This window comes from Agromyces archimandritae (assembly GCF_018024495.1).
Lineage (GTDB): Bacteria > Actinomycetota > Actinomycetes > Actinomycetales > Microbacteriaceae > Agromyces > Agromyces archimandritae.
Genome location: NZ_CP071696.1, coordinates 2159346 through 2172414 on the forward strand (window position 1 = coordinate 2159346; position 13069 = coordinate 2172414).

Annotated in this window: 16 protein-coding genes and 1 tRNA gene; 10 read left to right on the forward strand and 7 right to left on the reverse strand. The window is 73.6% G+C overall.

Annotated features, from left to right (window positions below; translation table 11 throughout):
• The first annotated feature begins 2 nt into the window (after positions 1–2).
• Entirely contained in the window at positions 3–635 is a 633-nt protein-coding gene (locus G127AT_RS09810) for a prepilin peptidase (RefSeq protein WP_210896423.1), read from the forward strand.
• Between the two features lie 430 nt (positions 636–1065).
• Here the strand turns inward: G127AT_RS09810 and G127AT_RS09815 are convergent, their stop codons facing one another.
• A complete protein-coding gene (locus tag G127AT_RS09815; protein WP_210896424.1) occupies positions 1066–2055 on the reverse strand; it encodes an alpha/beta hydrolase in 990 nt (329 codons plus the stop codon).
• 778 nt (positions 2056–2833) lie between these two features.
• Between G127AT_RS09815 and G127AT_RS09820 the strand changes: the two genes are divergently transcribed.
• Positions 2834–3862, forward strand: a complete 1029-nt coding sequence (locus tag G127AT_RS09820) for a hypothetical protein (protein WP_210896426.1) — start codon at positions 2834–2836, stop codon at positions 3860–3862.
• A gap of 382 nt (positions 3863–4244) precedes the next feature.
• On the opposite strand, the gene G127AT_RS09825 is transcribed toward G127AT_RS09820, so the two are convergent.
• Together G127AT_RS09825 and G127AT_RS09830 are read right to left on the reverse strand one after the other, a co-directional pair.
• On the reverse strand, positions 4245–4880 hold the full coding sequence (locus G127AT_RS09825) for a response regulator transcription factor (protein ID WP_210896428.1): 636 nt from the start codon (positions 4878–4880) through the stop codon (positions 4245–4247).
• Positions 4877–6238 (reverse strand): sensor histidine kinase, encoded by a 1362-nt coding sequence (locus G127AT_RS09830; protein ID WP_210896430.1) that lies wholly within the window; start codon positions 6236–6238, stop codon positions 4877–4879. Before G127AT_RS09830 ends, G127AT_RS09825 begins: the two co-directional genes overlap by 4 nt.
• Positions 6239–6345: 107 nt before the next feature.
• On the opposite strand from G127AT_RS09830, the gene G127AT_RS09835 reads away from it, so the two are divergent.
• Positions 6346–7290: a GAP family protein gene (locus G127AT_RS09835; RefSeq protein ID WP_210896432.1), complete on the forward strand. Its 945-nt coding sequence runs from the start codon at positions 6346–6348 to the stop codon at positions 7288–7290.
• A 58-nt stretch (positions 7291–7348) separates the two neighbouring features.
• Here the strand turns inward: G127AT_RS09835 and G127AT_RS09840 are convergent, their stop codons facing one another.
• The 3 genes from G127AT_RS09840 to G127AT_RS09850 form a co-directional block, all read right to left on the reverse strand.
• On the reverse strand, positions 7349–7837 hold the full coding sequence (locus G127AT_RS09840) for a YajQ family cyclic di-GMP-binding protein (RefSeq protein ID WP_210896435.1): 489 nt from the start codon (positions 7835–7837) through the stop codon (positions 7349–7351).
• Between the two features lie 10 nt (positions 7838–7847).
• A complete protein-coding gene (locus tag G127AT_RS09845) occupies positions 7848–8735 on the reverse strand; it encodes an MOSC domain-containing protein (protein ID WP_210896437.1) in 888 nt (295 codons plus the stop codon).
• Between the two features lie 117 nt (positions 8736–8852).
• Positions 8853–9869 carry a LacI family DNA-binding transcriptional regulator gene (locus tag G127AT_RS09850; RefSeq protein WP_210896439.1) on the reverse strand — a complete coding sequence of 339 codons (1017 nt, stop codon included), beginning with the start codon at positions 9867–9869 and terminating at the stop codon, positions 8853–8855.
• 196 nt (positions 9870–10065) lie between these two features.
• Between G127AT_RS09850 and G127AT_RS09855 the strand changes: the two genes are divergently transcribed.
• From G127AT_RS09855 to G127AT_RS09880, 6 genes are all read left to right on the forward strand, one after another.
• Complete coding sequence (locus G127AT_RS09855; protein ID WP_210896441.1) at positions 10066–10236, forward strand: hypothetical protein; 171 nt, start codon at positions 10066–10068, stop codon at positions 10234–10236.
• The gene (locus G127AT_RS09860) at positions 10233–10916 is read left to right on the forward strand and encodes a PH domain-containing protein (protein ID WP_210896443.1); all 684 of its coding nucleotides are present in this window, start codon (positions 10233–10235) and stop codon (positions 10914–10916) included. Before G127AT_RS09855 ends, G127AT_RS09860 begins: the two co-directional genes overlap by 4 nt.
• A gap of 105 nt (positions 10917–11021) precedes the next feature.
• Positions 11022–11396 (forward strand): hypothetical protein, encoded by a 375-nt coding sequence (locus G127AT_RS09865; RefSeq protein WP_210896445.1) that lies wholly within the window; start codon positions 11022–11024, stop codon positions 11394–11396.
• A gap of 110 nt (positions 11397–11506) precedes the next feature.
• A tRNA-Tyr gene (locus tag G127AT_RS09870) sits at positions 11507–11588 on the forward strand.
• Positions 11589–11637: 49 nt separating this feature from the next.
• Entirely contained in the window at positions 11638–12381 is a 744-nt protein-coding gene (locus G127AT_RS09875) for an SOS response-associated peptidase (protein ID WP_210896447.1), read from the forward strand.
• Between the two features lie 45 nt (positions 12382–12426).
• On the forward strand, positions 12427–12627 hold the full coding sequence (locus tag G127AT_RS09880; protein ID WP_210896449.1) for a hypothetical protein: 201 nt from the start codon (positions 12427–12429) through the stop codon (positions 12625–12627).
• Here the strand turns inward: G127AT_RS09880 and G127AT_RS09885 are convergent.
• Complete coding sequence (locus G127AT_RS09885; RefSeq protein ID WP_210896451.1) at positions 12614–12844, reverse strand: MarR family winged helix-turn-helix transcriptional regulator; 231 nt, start codon at positions 12842–12844, stop codon at positions 12614–12616. The two genes, G127AT_RS09880 and G127AT_RS09885, sit on opposite strands and share 14 nt — an antisense overlap.
• Here G127AT_RS09885 and G127AT_RS09890 point away from each other — a divergent pair.
• Positions 12816–13010, forward strand: a complete 195-nt coding sequence (locus G127AT_RS09890) for an SDR family oxidoreductase (protein WP_425305852.1) — start codon at positions 12816–12818, stop codon at positions 13008–13010. The two genes, G127AT_RS09885 and G127AT_RS09890, sit on opposite strands and share 29 nt — an antisense overlap.
• Positions 13011–13069: the final 59 nt, after the last annotated feature.

A 13069-nucleotide genomic window follows, 5' to 3' on the forward strand; every position in this document is an offset into this window, starting at 1 on the left:
CCATGACGGTCATCCTCCTCGGCGGCGCGACGGTCTTCGGCTGGGCCGCCGGATGGTGGCCGATCCGCACCGTCGCCAACGCGCACGCGCACGGCGCCCGGCTGCACCGCCCCGGTGTGCGCACGGCGATCGCCGTGGCCGCCGCCGCCGCGTTCGGCCTCGTCGCGTGGGGCGTCGGCTGGTCGCCGCTGCTGCCGGCCGCGCTGCTGTTCACCGCCGCAGGGGTCGCTGCCGCCGCCGTCGACCTCGTCGAGCACCGCCTGCCGAACGCGATCCTCGCCGCCGGAACCGTCACGGTGCTCGCCGCGATCGTCGTCGCCTCCTGGGTGCACGGCTGGGGGCTGCTGTTCGGCTCGCTCGCCGGCGGTGCGGCGATGCTCGCCAGCTACGCGGTGGTCGCCCTGATCTCGCCGCGCTCGATGGGCATGGGCGATGTCAAGCTCGCCGGCTTCATCGGCCTCACCCTCGGGGCGTTCGGCGTCACTCCGTGGCTCGTCGGCCTCGTCGCTGCGTTCATCCTCGGCGGCATCGTCGCCCTCGCCGCCCTCGTCTCGCGCCGCGCATCCCTCGCCTCGGTCATCCCCTTCGGCCCCTCGATGGTCGCCGGCGCGATCGTCGCCCTCGCCCTGGGCTGACGCCCGGCATCCACCGCGCGCTGCTCGCGTCGGCCGCGCCCGCCGCGCCGCGCCCGCCGCGCCCGCCGTTCCGCCGCGCCCGCCGTTCCGCCGCGCCCGCCGTTCCGCCGTGCCGGGCGCTCTCGCCGTTCCGCTGCGACCACTGCGCGCTGCCCGCCCGGCATCCACCGCGCGCTGGCTGCGCATGCCGCGTCCGCCGCGCTGCGCCCGCCCCGCCGCGCCCGGCATCCGCTCCCCCGTAGGAGTGCCGATCTCCCGAACAAAGCTCCGTAGGAGTGCCGATCTCCCGCCGGAGTACCGGGAAGTCGGAACTCCCACGGGAGATCGGCACTCCTAGGTCGTGTTGCGGAACTCCGCACGCGCTGCGGTGCACGACGGGCGGAGTTCCGCAACACTCCCGAGGCGGCCGCGCGTCCGGGCCGGGCGCAGCCTACGCGCGCGGGCGGTACCCGGTGAGCCACCGGGTGATCGCCGCATAGGCGGCCGCACGCGCAGCCTTCCGCGACAGGAAGATGTCGTGCAGGGCGCCGTCGATGCGGTCGACGGTGACCGACGGCCCGAGGTCCAGGGCGCGTTCGGCGATGTCGTCGACGACGAGCACGATGTCGCTCGTGCGCATCGCCTCGCTCCACCGGGTCTGGATCGTCGACCGGGCCGACACGAGCGCGAGCACCGGGCTTCCGACATCCACCCCCGCTGCGATCGCCGCCTGCCCCTTCAGGATCGCCGCCAGCCATGCGGCGTGCGTCGGGAAGCCGCGATCCATCCGCCACTCGTGGTTGTACTCCCATTCGCCGCCCTGCGCGCGGTCGATCGAACGGGCGTAGAAACCGAGGTCGACGTTCGGCAGCGGCCCGAGCGGGTTCACCCGCGCCCCGAGCGAGATCATCGGCGCCAGCGCCTCGCGGCCGATACGGCTCGTCTGGAACTCCAGCCACGGGCTGTTCAGCACGAGCGCGGCCGCCCGCCCGTGATGCCGCGCCGCCCAGAGGCTCAGCGTCAGCCCGCCCGTCGAATGCCCGAGGAGGATCAGCGGCCGCGCCGGCGCCGCCCCCTGCCCGTGGCCGATCTCCTCGAGCGCCGCCTCGATATCGGCGTCGTAGTCGCTGAGGTCGGCGATGAACCCGGGCGTCTGCCCGGGCCGCAGGCTGCGCCCGTACTTGCGGAGGTCGAGGGCGTGGAAGCGCGCCCCGGCATCCGCCCAGAACCGCGCGAGCTCGGGATTGAAGAAGTAGTCGTTCCAGCCGTGCACATACAGCACGTCGGCGCCCTGCGCGGCGCCCGCACGCAGCCGCAGGCGCGGGCCCGGCCGGTACCGCACGAGGGTCGCGACGATCGGCCCCTCGGCGTCCTCGCCGAGCGGCAGCGTCTTCTGCTCGAAACCGCCGCCGAGCACGTCCGGCCGCCAGTCTTCCCCCATCGTGGGCCTCCTCCCGGCCAGCGTATCGAGCGGCCGGGTGCGGATGCCCGAGCGCGCCCGAGACGTGCCGGCACCGATGTCGGGCCGGCACCGATGTCGGGTGGCACGGATGTCGGGTGGCACCGATGTCGGGGTGGCACCGATGTCGGGGCGCCCGCTACACCGGCCGCCCCGCCACCCTCCGGCCGCCGCCCCGGCACCACGGCCCGCGCCGGCGCCTGCCGCACCGGCCGCCCCGCCACCCGCTGCACCGGGTGCCCCGCCACCTGCTGCACCGGCCGCCCCGCCACCCGCCGCCCCGGCTGCCGCACCACGGCCCGCCGCGGCGCCTGCCGCACCGGCCGCCCCACCACCCGCCGCACCGGCTGCCCCGCCACCCGCCACGTGCTGGCAACGCTGCCGTGGCTGCCTGCACCGCTGCCGTGGCTGCCTGCACCGCTGCCGTGGCTGCCTGCACCGCTGCCGTGGCTGCCTGCACCGCTTCTACGGCGACCATCGCGCCGTGCCTCGGCCCCGGCGACCATCGCGCCGTGGCCCCGCCCCGGTGACCACCCAGGAGTGCCGATCTCCCGCCGGAGTGCCGGGAAGTCAGCACTCCTGCGGGAGGTCGGCCCTCCTAAGGCGCCGGATTCGGGAGGTCGGCCCTCCTACGGAGGCCCGCGCGGGAGATCCGCACGCTGCACACACCGGTCCTCCACAGGCGCGGCGGTGAATGAGGGCATCCACAGATCTGGGTTGACGTCGCCGCCCCGGACGTCGGCCTGGCAGCCTTTCCGTCATGACCGACTACGCGGCGAAGACCGCCTCCGACCTCATCCGGTTCCGCGACGTGGATGCCCTCGGGGAGCGCCATCAGCTGTACACGGAACTCGAGCGGGGCACGATCGAGCGTGTGCGGCACGGCGTGTACGTGCGGCGAATCAGCGGCCCCGGTTGGCACGTCGCTGCGGAACGGTACCGCTGCCGCGTGCTGGCCGCGTCGCTGGTCATGCCGGATGCCGTGTTCACCGGGTTCTCGGCAGCGGCGCTCGAAGGGCTGCCGATCTTCGGGGCGTGGCCGCGCGAGATCCACCTCCTGGCGAACGACGCCCAGGGGCATCGCCGGGGAGACCTCGTTCGGATCGGCCTGCCGAAGGTCGTCGATCCCGGCGGCGATGTCGTCGACGGATGCCGCACCACGTCGATCGAGTTCACGCTGATCCAGCTGTGCCGCCGCAGCACCCTCGCAGCCGGCGTGGTCGCGGTCGACGCCGCCGTGCATATCGATCGCCACGGTGGCGTTCCCCCGCGGACGACCTTGTCACGGCTGCGCGACATGCACGCCGCGCTTCTGCCGTATGCGGGCAGCCGCCGTGTCGAGGCGGTGCTCCAGCGTGCCCGGGAGCACTCCGGCAGCGTGCTGGAATCCGTCGACCGGCTGGCGTTCGAGGAACTCGGGTTCGAGGAACCAGAGCTGCAGCACGAGCTGTATCTCCCGGAGTTCGGAATGAGCGCGTTCCTGGACTTCTACTGGCGCTCGGTGAACGTCGGTGGCGAAGCGGACGGGCGCGGCAAGTACTTCATGACCGGTGTGGATGCCGACAGCGTCGCCGCCGCGGTGATCGACGAGAAGGATCGCGAGAACGCGATCCGACGCCGCTTGAACGATTTCGACCGGTGGGACTGGAGCGACTCGCTCGCGCTCGGACCGCTCGAGGCGAGGCTGGTGCGGATGGGGGTGCCGCGGATCCGGGGGCGTTCAGGGGTGCGGCTCGTTCCGGATCCGAAGGCACCGGCCGTTCGGGGAGTGGCGACGCGGAAGCGCTAGGAGTGCCGGTCTCCAGGATGCGGTGTCGTAGGAGTGCCGATCTCCCAAACAATGCGTCGTAGAAGTGCCGATCTCCCGTGGGAGTGCCGGGAAGTCAGCACTCCAGCGGGAGATCGGCACTTCTGCGGCGGCGGAGGGCGGCCGAGGTGGCGCGGGAGCGCGGGGCAGCGGCGCGTGGGGTGGGTGGCGCGGGAGCGCGGGGCGGCGGCGCGCGGGGTGGGTGGCGCAGGGCAGTGGGGCGGCGGCGCGCGGGGTGGGTGCGGATGCCCGAGTGCGGCCATATCGCGGCCGGCGGCGGGCGGGCGGCGGCGCGCGGGGCGGGGTGCGGATGCCCGAGTGCGGCCATCGCGGGCGGCGGCCGGCGGCTGGCGGCGGGCGGCGGTCAGCGCAGGCCGGCCTCGCGAGCGATGACGGCGAGCTGCATGCGGCTGGCGGCGCCGAGCTTGGCGAGGATGCGCGAGACGTGGGTCTTCGCGGTGGTCTCCGAGATCGAGAGCTCGGCGGCCAGTTCGGCGTTCGAGAGCCCGCGGCCGAGGGCGGCGAGCACCTCGCGTTCGCGCCCAGTGAGCTCGTCGAAACCGGCCGGGGGCGTGGGTTCGGGGGCACTCGCCAGGCGCGCGAGCACCCGCCGGGTGACCTCGGTGGCGAGCGCGCCCTCGCCCCGGGCGACGGCCCGCACTGCGTCGCGCAGCGTATCGGCGGTGGCCGACTTCAGCAGGAATCCGGCGGCACCGGCGCGCACGGCCCCGAACACGTAGTCGTCGACGTCGAAGGTCGTGAGCACGAGGACGTGCGCGATGGATTCCGCGGCGATGAGGCGGGTCGCCTCGATGCCGTCTTGCCCGGGCATCCGCACGTCCATGAGGACGACGTCGGGGCGCAGGGCCCGCGCGTTCCGTACGGCCGCTGCGCCGTCGGCCGCTTCGCCGACGACCTCGATGCCGTCGCCGTCGAGCATGGCGCGGAGGCCCGCCCGGATCGCGGCGTGGTCGTCGGCGATGAGGATGCGGATGCTCATGCGGCGCCCTCCGGCATCCCGGCGTCGCCGTGCGACCGCGGCGTCTGCCCGGCGTCGCCGTGCGGCTCCGGCCGCCCGCCGTGCGGCTCCGGCCGCCCGCCGTGCGGCTCCGGCCGCCCGCCGTGCGGCTCCGGCCGCTCGCCGCGCGACTCCGGCGTCCGCCCGGCCGGCGCGGCTCCGGCGCCCCCCGGCATCCGCACGGTCACGAGCCAGCCGTCGCCGTCGGGGCCGGCTTCCAGGCGCCCGCCGACGCGTTCGGCGCGTTCCCGCATCAGGTGGATGCCGTGTCCGGTTCCGGCCGCGGCCGGGTCGGCGGGGCGCCCGCCCGTCGAACGCACCTGCACGCGGTGCGCCTCGGCATCCACTGCGAAGGAGATGACGACCTGCGAGCCGGGCGCATGCCGGGCCGCGTTCCGCAGGCTCTCGGCGATGATGCGTGCGAGCGCCTGGTCGGCGGCGGTGGGCAGCTCGGGCGTCTCGCCGACGAGCGACACGGGGGCCTCGGAGGCGGCGACGATCGCGGGAAGGTCGGCGAGCCGCAGCGGTGCGCCCGGTGAGTCGTCGCCGGTGCGGAGCAGGGCGATCATCGAGCGCATCTGCTCGAGCCCCTCGACGCTCGCGGCGCGCACGGCGACGAGGGCCGCACGGTCGCGCGCGGGGTCGGGCGAGCGCGACAGGGCCGCCTCGGAGTGGATCGCGATGGCCGACAGGTCCCCGGCGATCGCGTCGTGCAGGTCCTGCGCCATGCGGGAGCGTTCGTCGCGGATCGCCTGCTGCCGGTCGAGGGCGGCGATCCGCTGGGCGTCGTCGGCGCGGGCCGCCTCGCTCGCGGCGAGTTCGCGGCCCTGCCGCACGGCCGCCGCCCACCAGTACGGGGTCGCGAGGATCGCGAAGTTCTGCAGGCCGAACAGCACGACGATCTGCACGGGCTCGCCGAGCACGACGGGCAGGGCGAAACTGATCGCGACGAGGCCGGCGATGATGCCGAGCAGCATGCGCCTGGCCCGGGGGCCCGCCCAGTAGGCGGCGGCGTAGATGAGGTCGAAGAGCACGATGAGCATGCCGAGGGTGCCGCCGAGGAGGATGTCGGCGGTGAAGAGGATCGTGCCGGCGCCGAGGGCGACGATCGGGTGCCGCCGTCGGAGGAGCAGTACGGGGAACGCGGCGGCGAGGATGAGGACATGCCAGGCGAGCGCGGTGTCGGGGCCGAAGATCGCGTAGTTCTGCCAGAGGCCGGTGATGCCGAGCGCGAGGAGGGCCGCGCCGACGGCGATCGTTCCGGCTGCCGAGACGATCACGGGGTGCCGTGCGTAGATCGCGTGGAGTCGCCGGGCGACCGGGTGGGCTCGGACGTCCATGCTTCCATCCCAGCACACGGGTGCCCCCGGCGGCTCCTTCGAAGGATGTACACCGGTGCCGTCGTTCGCCGGATGCCCCGTGCGGGCCCGCCGCGGAGGATCGTTCCATGGCCCCTGAACTGCTCGCGACCCTCGGCGTGCTCGCGCTCGTCGACAGCCTGAGCATCGGCACGCTGCTCATCCCGGTGTTCTTCCTCATCGCGCCCGGGCGGGTGCGGGCGGTGCGCATGCTCGGCTACCTCGGCACGATCGCCGTCTTCTACTTCCTGCTGGGCCTGGCGCTCGCGGGCGGCGCCGGCGTGCTGCTCACGGACGCGGCGGCGGTGTTCGAGCTGCCGGGGGTGCGTGTGGCGCAGCTCGTCATCGGCGCCGGGCTGCTCGTGTGGAGCTTCTTCATCGGCGGCAAGAAGCAGGAAACGCTTCCGCGAGCGGATGCCGCGAGCGCCCCGCCGACGGCCGTGCCCGAGCCCGTGGAGCGCGCGCAGGCCGGCCCGTGGGGCCCGCGCGTCGACGCGGAGTGGATGCCGCGAGTGGATGCCGGGCCGCGCCCCGACTCGGCGGCGCACGGCGAAGCCGGGCGCGCCGGCGAGCGCCGCGGGGCGAGCGTGCACCGGCATCCGCACCCCGCGAACGGCGGCGCCCCCGCGAACGGCGGCGGCCGGCTCGCGCGCTGGCGCGACCGCGCGATGGGCGACGGCCCGGCATCCACCGTGGTCGTGCTCGCGCTCGCCGCCGGCCTCATCGAAGCGGCGACGATGCTGCCCTACCTCGGGGCGGTCGGCATCATCACCGCGTCGGGTGCGGATGCGGCCACGGCGGCGCTCGTGCTCGCCGGCTACTGCGCGGTGATGATCGCGCCGGCGCTCGTGCTGCTCGCGCTGCGCATCGTCGCCCGCCCGCTCGTCGAACCCGCACTGCGCCGCCTCGCGGACTGGTTGCAGCGCAATGCGGCCGAGAACACGGCGTGGATCGTCGGCATCGCCGGTTTCCTCATCGCCCGGGATGCGTGGGTCGCCCTCGGCCTCGAGGTGCTCGGCATCCGGTTCGGCTGATGGCAGCGCGCCACGGCATCCACTCGGGGAAGCCGCGCGGGCACGCGCGAACGCGGCGTCAGCGGAAGTTGACGAACTGCAGGTCGACGTCGAGGTCGGCGCCCTTCAGCAGGGAGATCGTGGCCTGCAGGTCGTCGCGGCTCTTCGAGGAGACCCGCAGTTCGTCGCCCTGGATCTGCGACTTGACCGACTTCGGCGCCTCGTCGCGGATGATCTTGCCGATCTTCTTCGCGTGCTCCTGATCGATGCCGTTCTTCAGGCCGACCTCGATGCGGAACTCCTTGCCCGAGGCGTACGGTTCGCCCGAATCGAGGGACTTCAGCGAGATGCCGCGCTTGATGAACTTCGACTGCACGACGTCGAGGACGGCCGTGACCCGCTCCTCCGAAGACGCCTTCAACAGGATCTTCTCGCCCGACCACTCGACCGATGCGCCCACGCCCTTGAAGTCGTAGCGTTGCTCGATCTCCTTGCGGGCCTGGTTGACCGCGTTGTCGGCCTCCATCTTGTCGACCTTGCTGACGATGTCGAACGTCGAATCTGCCATGCGCGCCAGTCTACGCGGCGGCGTGGCCGCCGGCCTCGGCCGACACCGGGTCGCCGACGGCGAGTTCGGCGCTCGGGGCGGGGTGCGGGGCGGCATCCGCGCCCGAGGCATCCGCACCGCCTGCGAGGCCCGCAGTCCCGACCGGCAGCTCGGGCACGAGCCGGATGCCGAACCAGGTCTTGCCGTCGCGGCGGCGGTGCTGGGCGAGGACGCGGATCGGGTCCTTGCCGCGTTCGAGGGTGTCGGGGTCGATCGTCGTGACGACGCAGCGGTCGCAGACCATCGTGACCCGGTAGCGGAGGCCGCCGAGGCGCACATGCGACCAGCCCTCCTCGGCGAAGGGCTCCTCGCCGTCGATGACGACGTTCGGGCGGAAGCGGCGCATGTCCAGCGGCTCGACGTCGCCCGGGGTCCATTCGTCGAGCTGCGCGAGGGAGGCTTCGCTGGTCAGCAGCAGGGGTGCCGCGTCGGCGAAGGTGAGGGTGTCGCCGGGCAGGCCCCCGTCGTCCGGGTCGATGCTCCGCGCCCGCGGGTCGGGCTGCCAGACGAGGCGCAACGGCCGGTCGAATCGGGCGGTGAGCCAGGCGTCGGCCTCGGAGCCGGCGGGCAGCGCCGTGCCCTGGCGCGAGTGGCCGACGGGCATGGGGGAGGCATCCACCGGCGTGCGGACGGCGAGCTCGGCGCCGTCGCGGTCGGAGAGCACGAGCCCGTCGTCGGTGAGGCGGGCGCCGAGGCCGATGAGGCCGTTCACGCGGTCGGCGCGCACGGGCCGCGCGTCGGCGTCGATCACCCCCCAGCGGCGGTCGCCGGCGAGCCCCCAGGGCAGCACTTCGGCACGATCGACCGGCACCCCGGCGAACGCTTTGACGGGGTAGACGAAGAGCCGGGTCACGCGCATTCGTGCACCATACATCGCGCAGCAGTGGATGCCGGACCGCGCCCGACCGGCCGGGGCGCCGAGCGGGTCGCCCGCCCGACCCGGGCGCCGAGCGGGTCGCGCGCCCGCCCGCCCCGCTCAGGCCTCCTGCGCCCGCGCCGTCGAGGAGCGCACCCGCAGCTCGTACGGCAGCTGCGTCACGGCCGGCGCCCGCACCGCCCCGGGCTCCAGCTGCTCCATGAGCACGGAGACCGCCGTCTCGCCCTGCACGCGCGGGAACTGCGCCACGGTCGACAGTCCGAAGAACGGCGCGAGGTCGTGGTCGTCGATGCCGATCACCGAGACCTCGTCGGGCACGCGGATGCCGAGGTCGCGGGCGGCGAGGATCGCGCCGATCGCCATCTCGTCCGAGGCGGCGAAGATCGCCGTGGGGCGGTCGTGCGGGGCGCCGAGCAGCTGCTTTGCGGCATCGTAGGCGCCCTGCACGGTGAAGTCCGAGGCGGCGAACAGTCGCGGGTCGGGGGCGACGCCGGCATCCGCAAGGGCCTGCTCGTAGCCCTGCCGGCGGTTCGTCGGCAGGTGGAAGTCGACGTCGGATTCGCGGTCGCCGCCGATGTGCGCGATGCGGCGATGCCCGAGGCCGATGAGGTGCTCGGTGGCGAGCCGGGCGACGGCGACGTCGTCGATGGTGAGGGTGCGGACCCCGGGGATCGGCCCGCCGACGCCGACGAGCGGCTTGTCGAGTTCGTGCAGGCGGCGCACCTCGGCCTCGGTGAGTTCGAGGGAGACGGCGATCACGGCATCCACTCGCTTGCGGAGGAGGAACTGCTCGAAGACGCTGCGCCGCTCGGCCCCGTCGCCGGCGAGGTTGTAGAGGGTGAGGTCGTAGCCGCGGCGGAGCAGGGCCTGCTGGGCGCCCTCGAGCACCGAGGTGAAGAACCAGCGGTTCAGGAACGGCACGACGACGCCGATGTTGCGGGTGCGGCCGGTGGCGAGGCTCGACGCGTTCGAGGAGACGACGTAGCCGAGCCGGGCGGCCGCCTCCTCGACCTTCGCCTTCGCCGCTGGGGAGACGTGCCCGCGGCCGCTGAGGGCGCGCGAGACGGTCGCGGTGGAGACCCCCGCGAGCCTCGCGACCTCTTCGATGCCGGCCATGCTCCCTCGCCCGGGTCTCGTTCCGCCCGGAACGGCCGGGTTCACGGCATCCTATCGCCGCGCCCGATTCGGCGAGCGGATGCCGGGGCGCGCCGTACCGCTGCCCGCGACGGCCGCCCGTTGCCGTCAGAATGAGGACCGGGCTGTGGGGGCGGCTCTCCACCCCCGTCCGTCGTCTCGAAGGGAAACACGCCCCGTGAAGTGGATCCTGCGCATCGCCGTCACGCTCGCCGTCGTCTTCGGCCTCTTCTTCCTCATCACCCGCCCCGAGGACGCGGCCTCCGCGATCCAGGGCCTCGTCGGCGGCATCGTCGGCGTCGGCGACTCCGTCGGCCGCTTCTTCAGCTCGCTCGCCTCGGTGGAATGAGCATCTTCGCCTCCCGCGTCGAACGCCACCTGATCGCCGACGAGGGCGAGGTGATCGTCGACGAGGTCGTCAAGCATTGGATGGCCGGCGTGCGCCCCATCCTCGAACTCGTGCTCGCCGTCGCGCTGCTGATCGCGTCGATCTGGGTGTGGTCCACTCCGTGGCCGTGGCTGTCGTGGCTGCCGTGGATCGCCGCCGGGCTCCTCGTCGTGCACGGCGTCTGGCGGCTGCTGGACGTGCGCCTCGATCGCTTCGTCATCACGAACCTCCGCGTGTTCCGCGTGAACGGCATCCTGACCCGCCGCATCGCGACCATGCCGATCTCGCGGATCCTCGACATCTCGGTGCGCAAACCGCTCGGCGGGCGGATCTTCGGGTACGGGCATTTCGTGTTCGAATCGGCCGCGCAGGATCAGGGCCTGAAGGAGATCCGCTACGTCGGCGACCCCGACGAGCGGGGGCTGACGATCCAGCGCGTCATCCAGCGTTCGGGGCTGCGCGGCTCGGTGCCCAGGCCGCCCGGGGACCCGCAGGCGCCGTGGACGGGGCCGGCCGCGGGAGCCGGACTGGATGCCGGCCGGGCGCCGCGCAGGCCGCGCTGGCCGGCGACCGCGGTCGACGAACGCACACCGACGACCGAGCCGATCGAGCTGAACGGCTGGCCCTTCCGGCAGGGCTGAGCGCGGGCGCGCCGGCGGCGTCGGGGCGGGGGCCGCGCGCGTCGTGGCGGTGGCCGCGCGCGTCGTGGCGGTGGATGCCGCCCGCCCTGCACTAGCATCGCGCCCATGGACCACTTCGCGGGAACCCGTTCGGCCGTGCAGCTCGCAGAGACCGGCGCGAACGTGCTGCCGTGGCTCATCACGGCGCTCGTGCTCGTCGCGGCCGCCGTCATCGTGCTGGTGATCGTGGCGGTGCGCCGGCGTTCCGCAGGCGCGTCCGATGCTTCGGGTGCGGATGCCGCGGGCTCCGCCGCGGCCGGCACCGCCGGCGGCGCCCCCGACCTGTCGGCGACCGGGCCGTTCGCGAGCGGTGGGAGCGATGCCGGCGATGCTTCGGGCGACTCCGCCGGTACGGATTCCGGTGCCCCGGACGCCGGCGACGCGTCCGCCGACGGCGGCGACGACGAGCAGCCGCCGCCGAGCACCCCGCCCACGGTCTGAGCGAGCGCGGCATCCACTGCGCCCGGGGCCCGCACCGATTTCCGCGCCGCCGCTTCGCCGGGTATCCTTGTTCAGCCCCCGGTCGTGTGAAGAACGCGGTTGGGTGCAATGGCGAGTTACCCAAGCGGCCAAAGGGATCTGACTGTAAATCAGCTGTCTACGACTTCGGGGGTTCGAATCCCTCACTCGCCACCGTTTCTCGGCCCGCACCCGTGTCGGGGGTGCCGCGTAGGCTGAAGGCATGTGCGGACGGTTCGCCCTCAGCAACGAGATCAATGAGCTGATCACGGATTTCGTGGCGCAAGGCGGCGACTTCCGCGACTGGGAGCCGTCGTGGAACATCGCCCCGACCGACACGGTTCCGGTGCTCGTGTCGACGGTGCCGAAGGATGTGCCGAAGGACGAGGACGGGGTACGTCGCGGCGAGCCCGTGCGGCGGCTGGAGCCCGCGCGGTGGTCGCTCGTGCCGAGCTGGGCGAAGGAGCCGAAGCTGAAGTTCCCCACCTTCAACGCGCGATCCGAGGATCTCGCCGCCAAGGCGAGCTGGAAGGGGCCGCTCGCCTCGAAGCGGGCGATCGTGCCCGCCTCGGGCTACTACGAGTGGCACACCGACGAGGACGGCAGGAAGACCCCCTTCTACATCCACCTGCCCGGTGACGAGCTCATCGGCATGGCGGGGCTGTACTCGTGGTGGGCGGATCCGACGAAGGACCGCGACGACTCCTCGCGCTGGCTGCTGAGCGTCGCGATCCTCACCTCGGACGCCGTCGACGCGCTCATCGGCATCCACGACCGCAACCCCGTGCCGCTGCCGCGCGAGCTCTGGGACTGGTGGATGGACCCGACCGTCACCGGCGACCAGGACATGGCCGACCGCGCCGTCGAGGCGTCCCTGCCCGTCGCCGAGGCCCTCGAGGTGCGACAGGTCGCCCCCATCAAGCGCGGCGCCGACGGCCCGCAGCTCATCGCCCCGGTCGAGGAGTAGCGGCCCGGGCGGATTGTCGGACGCTGCCGCGTAGGGTGGCATGCCGTGGTGGAAGTGATCGTCGTGCACGACGGGTTCTGGCGGGTGCGGATGGGCGGCTCGCCCGTCGGCTGCATCCAGCGGTTCGCGGCGAGCGACGGCGAGCGCTTCCTCGCGCGCGTCATCGACGCCCGCGCCAGGCGCTGGACGAACGTCGGCGAGTACTGGGAGTTCGACGCGGCCGTCGACGCCCTCACGATGCGCTGACGCCGGGCGTGCTCGGCTTCCAGGCATCGCCGTCGTCGATGGCTTCGGCGATGCGCTTGGTGATCTCGCGCAGCTGCCTGGTCTGCGCCTTCGTCAGGCGATCGAGCACGAGGCGGTGGACGGTCTCGACGTGGCCGGGGGTGGCGTCGTCGACTTTCTCCCGGCCCGTTGCGGTGAGGACCGCAAGGGTGGATCGGCCGTCGGAGGGGTCCGGCATCCGCTGCACCCAGCCGCGGGTTTCGAACCGGACCTCGCTCCTCCAACGCTTCATCGAGCCCGCCGAGATCGCCCGCCTCGTGGGCTTCCTCGCGAGCCCGCTCTCCTCCGCGACGAACGGCGCCGCCCTTCGCGCAGACGGCGGAACCCTCACCGGCATCCTCTGAACGGTCTGCCGAATGCGGTTTCGGCTCGGGATGCCGTGGCCCGCGGCATCCACTCGCGG

Coding starts and splice junctions, on each gene's coding strand:
- G127AT_RS09845 (WP_210896437.1), bottom strand. CDS start 8,735: ATGCGCGTGACCCGGCTCTTCGTCTACCCCGTCAAAGCGTTCGCCGGG.
- G127AT_RS09815 (WP_210896424.1), bottom strand. CDS start 2,055: ATGGGGGAAGACTGGCGGCCGGACGTGCTCGGCGGCGGTTTCGAGCAG.
- G127AT_RS09810 (WP_210896423.1), top strand. CDS start 3: ATGACGGTCATCCTCCTCGGCGGCGCGACGGTCTTCGGCTGGGCCGCC.
- G127AT_RS09885 (WP_210896451.1), bottom strand. CDS start 12,844: ATGCCGGACCCCTCCGACGGCCGATCCACCCTTGCGGTCCTCACCGCA.
- G127AT_RS09875 (WP_210896447.1), top strand. CDS start 11,638: ATGTGCGGACGGTTCGCCCTCAGCAACGAGATCAATGAGCTGATCACG.
- G127AT_RS09850 (WP_210896439.1), bottom strand. CDS start 9,869: ATGGCCGGCATCGAAGAGGTCGCGAGGCTCGCGGGGGTCTCCACCGCG.
- G127AT_RS09820 (WP_210896426.1), top strand. CDS start 2,834: ATGACCGACTACGCGGCGAAGACCGCCTCCGACCTCATCCGGTTCCGC.
- G127AT_RS09860 (WP_210896443.1), top strand. CDS start 10,233: ATGAGCATCTTCGCCTCCCGCGTCGAACGCCACCTGATCGCCGACGAG.
- G127AT_RS09830 (WP_210896430.1), bottom strand. CDS start 6,238: ATGGACGTCCGAGCCCACCCGGTCGCCCGGCGACTCCACGCGATCTAC.
- G127AT_RS09840 (WP_210896435.1), bottom strand. CDS start 7,837: ATGGCAGATTCGACGTTCGACATCGTCAGCAAGGTCGACAAGATGGAG.
- G127AT_RS09835 (WP_210896432.1), top strand. CDS start 6,346: ATGGCCCCTGAACTGCTCGCGACCCTCGGCGTGCTCGCGCTCGTCGAC.
- G127AT_RS09865 (WP_210896445.1), top strand. CDS start 11,022: ATGGACCACTTCGCGGGAACCCGTTCGGCCGTGCAGCTCGCAGAGACC.
- G127AT_RS09825 (WP_210896428.1), bottom strand. CDS start 4,880: ATGAGCATCCGCATCCTCATCGCCGACGACCACGCCGCGATCCGGGCG.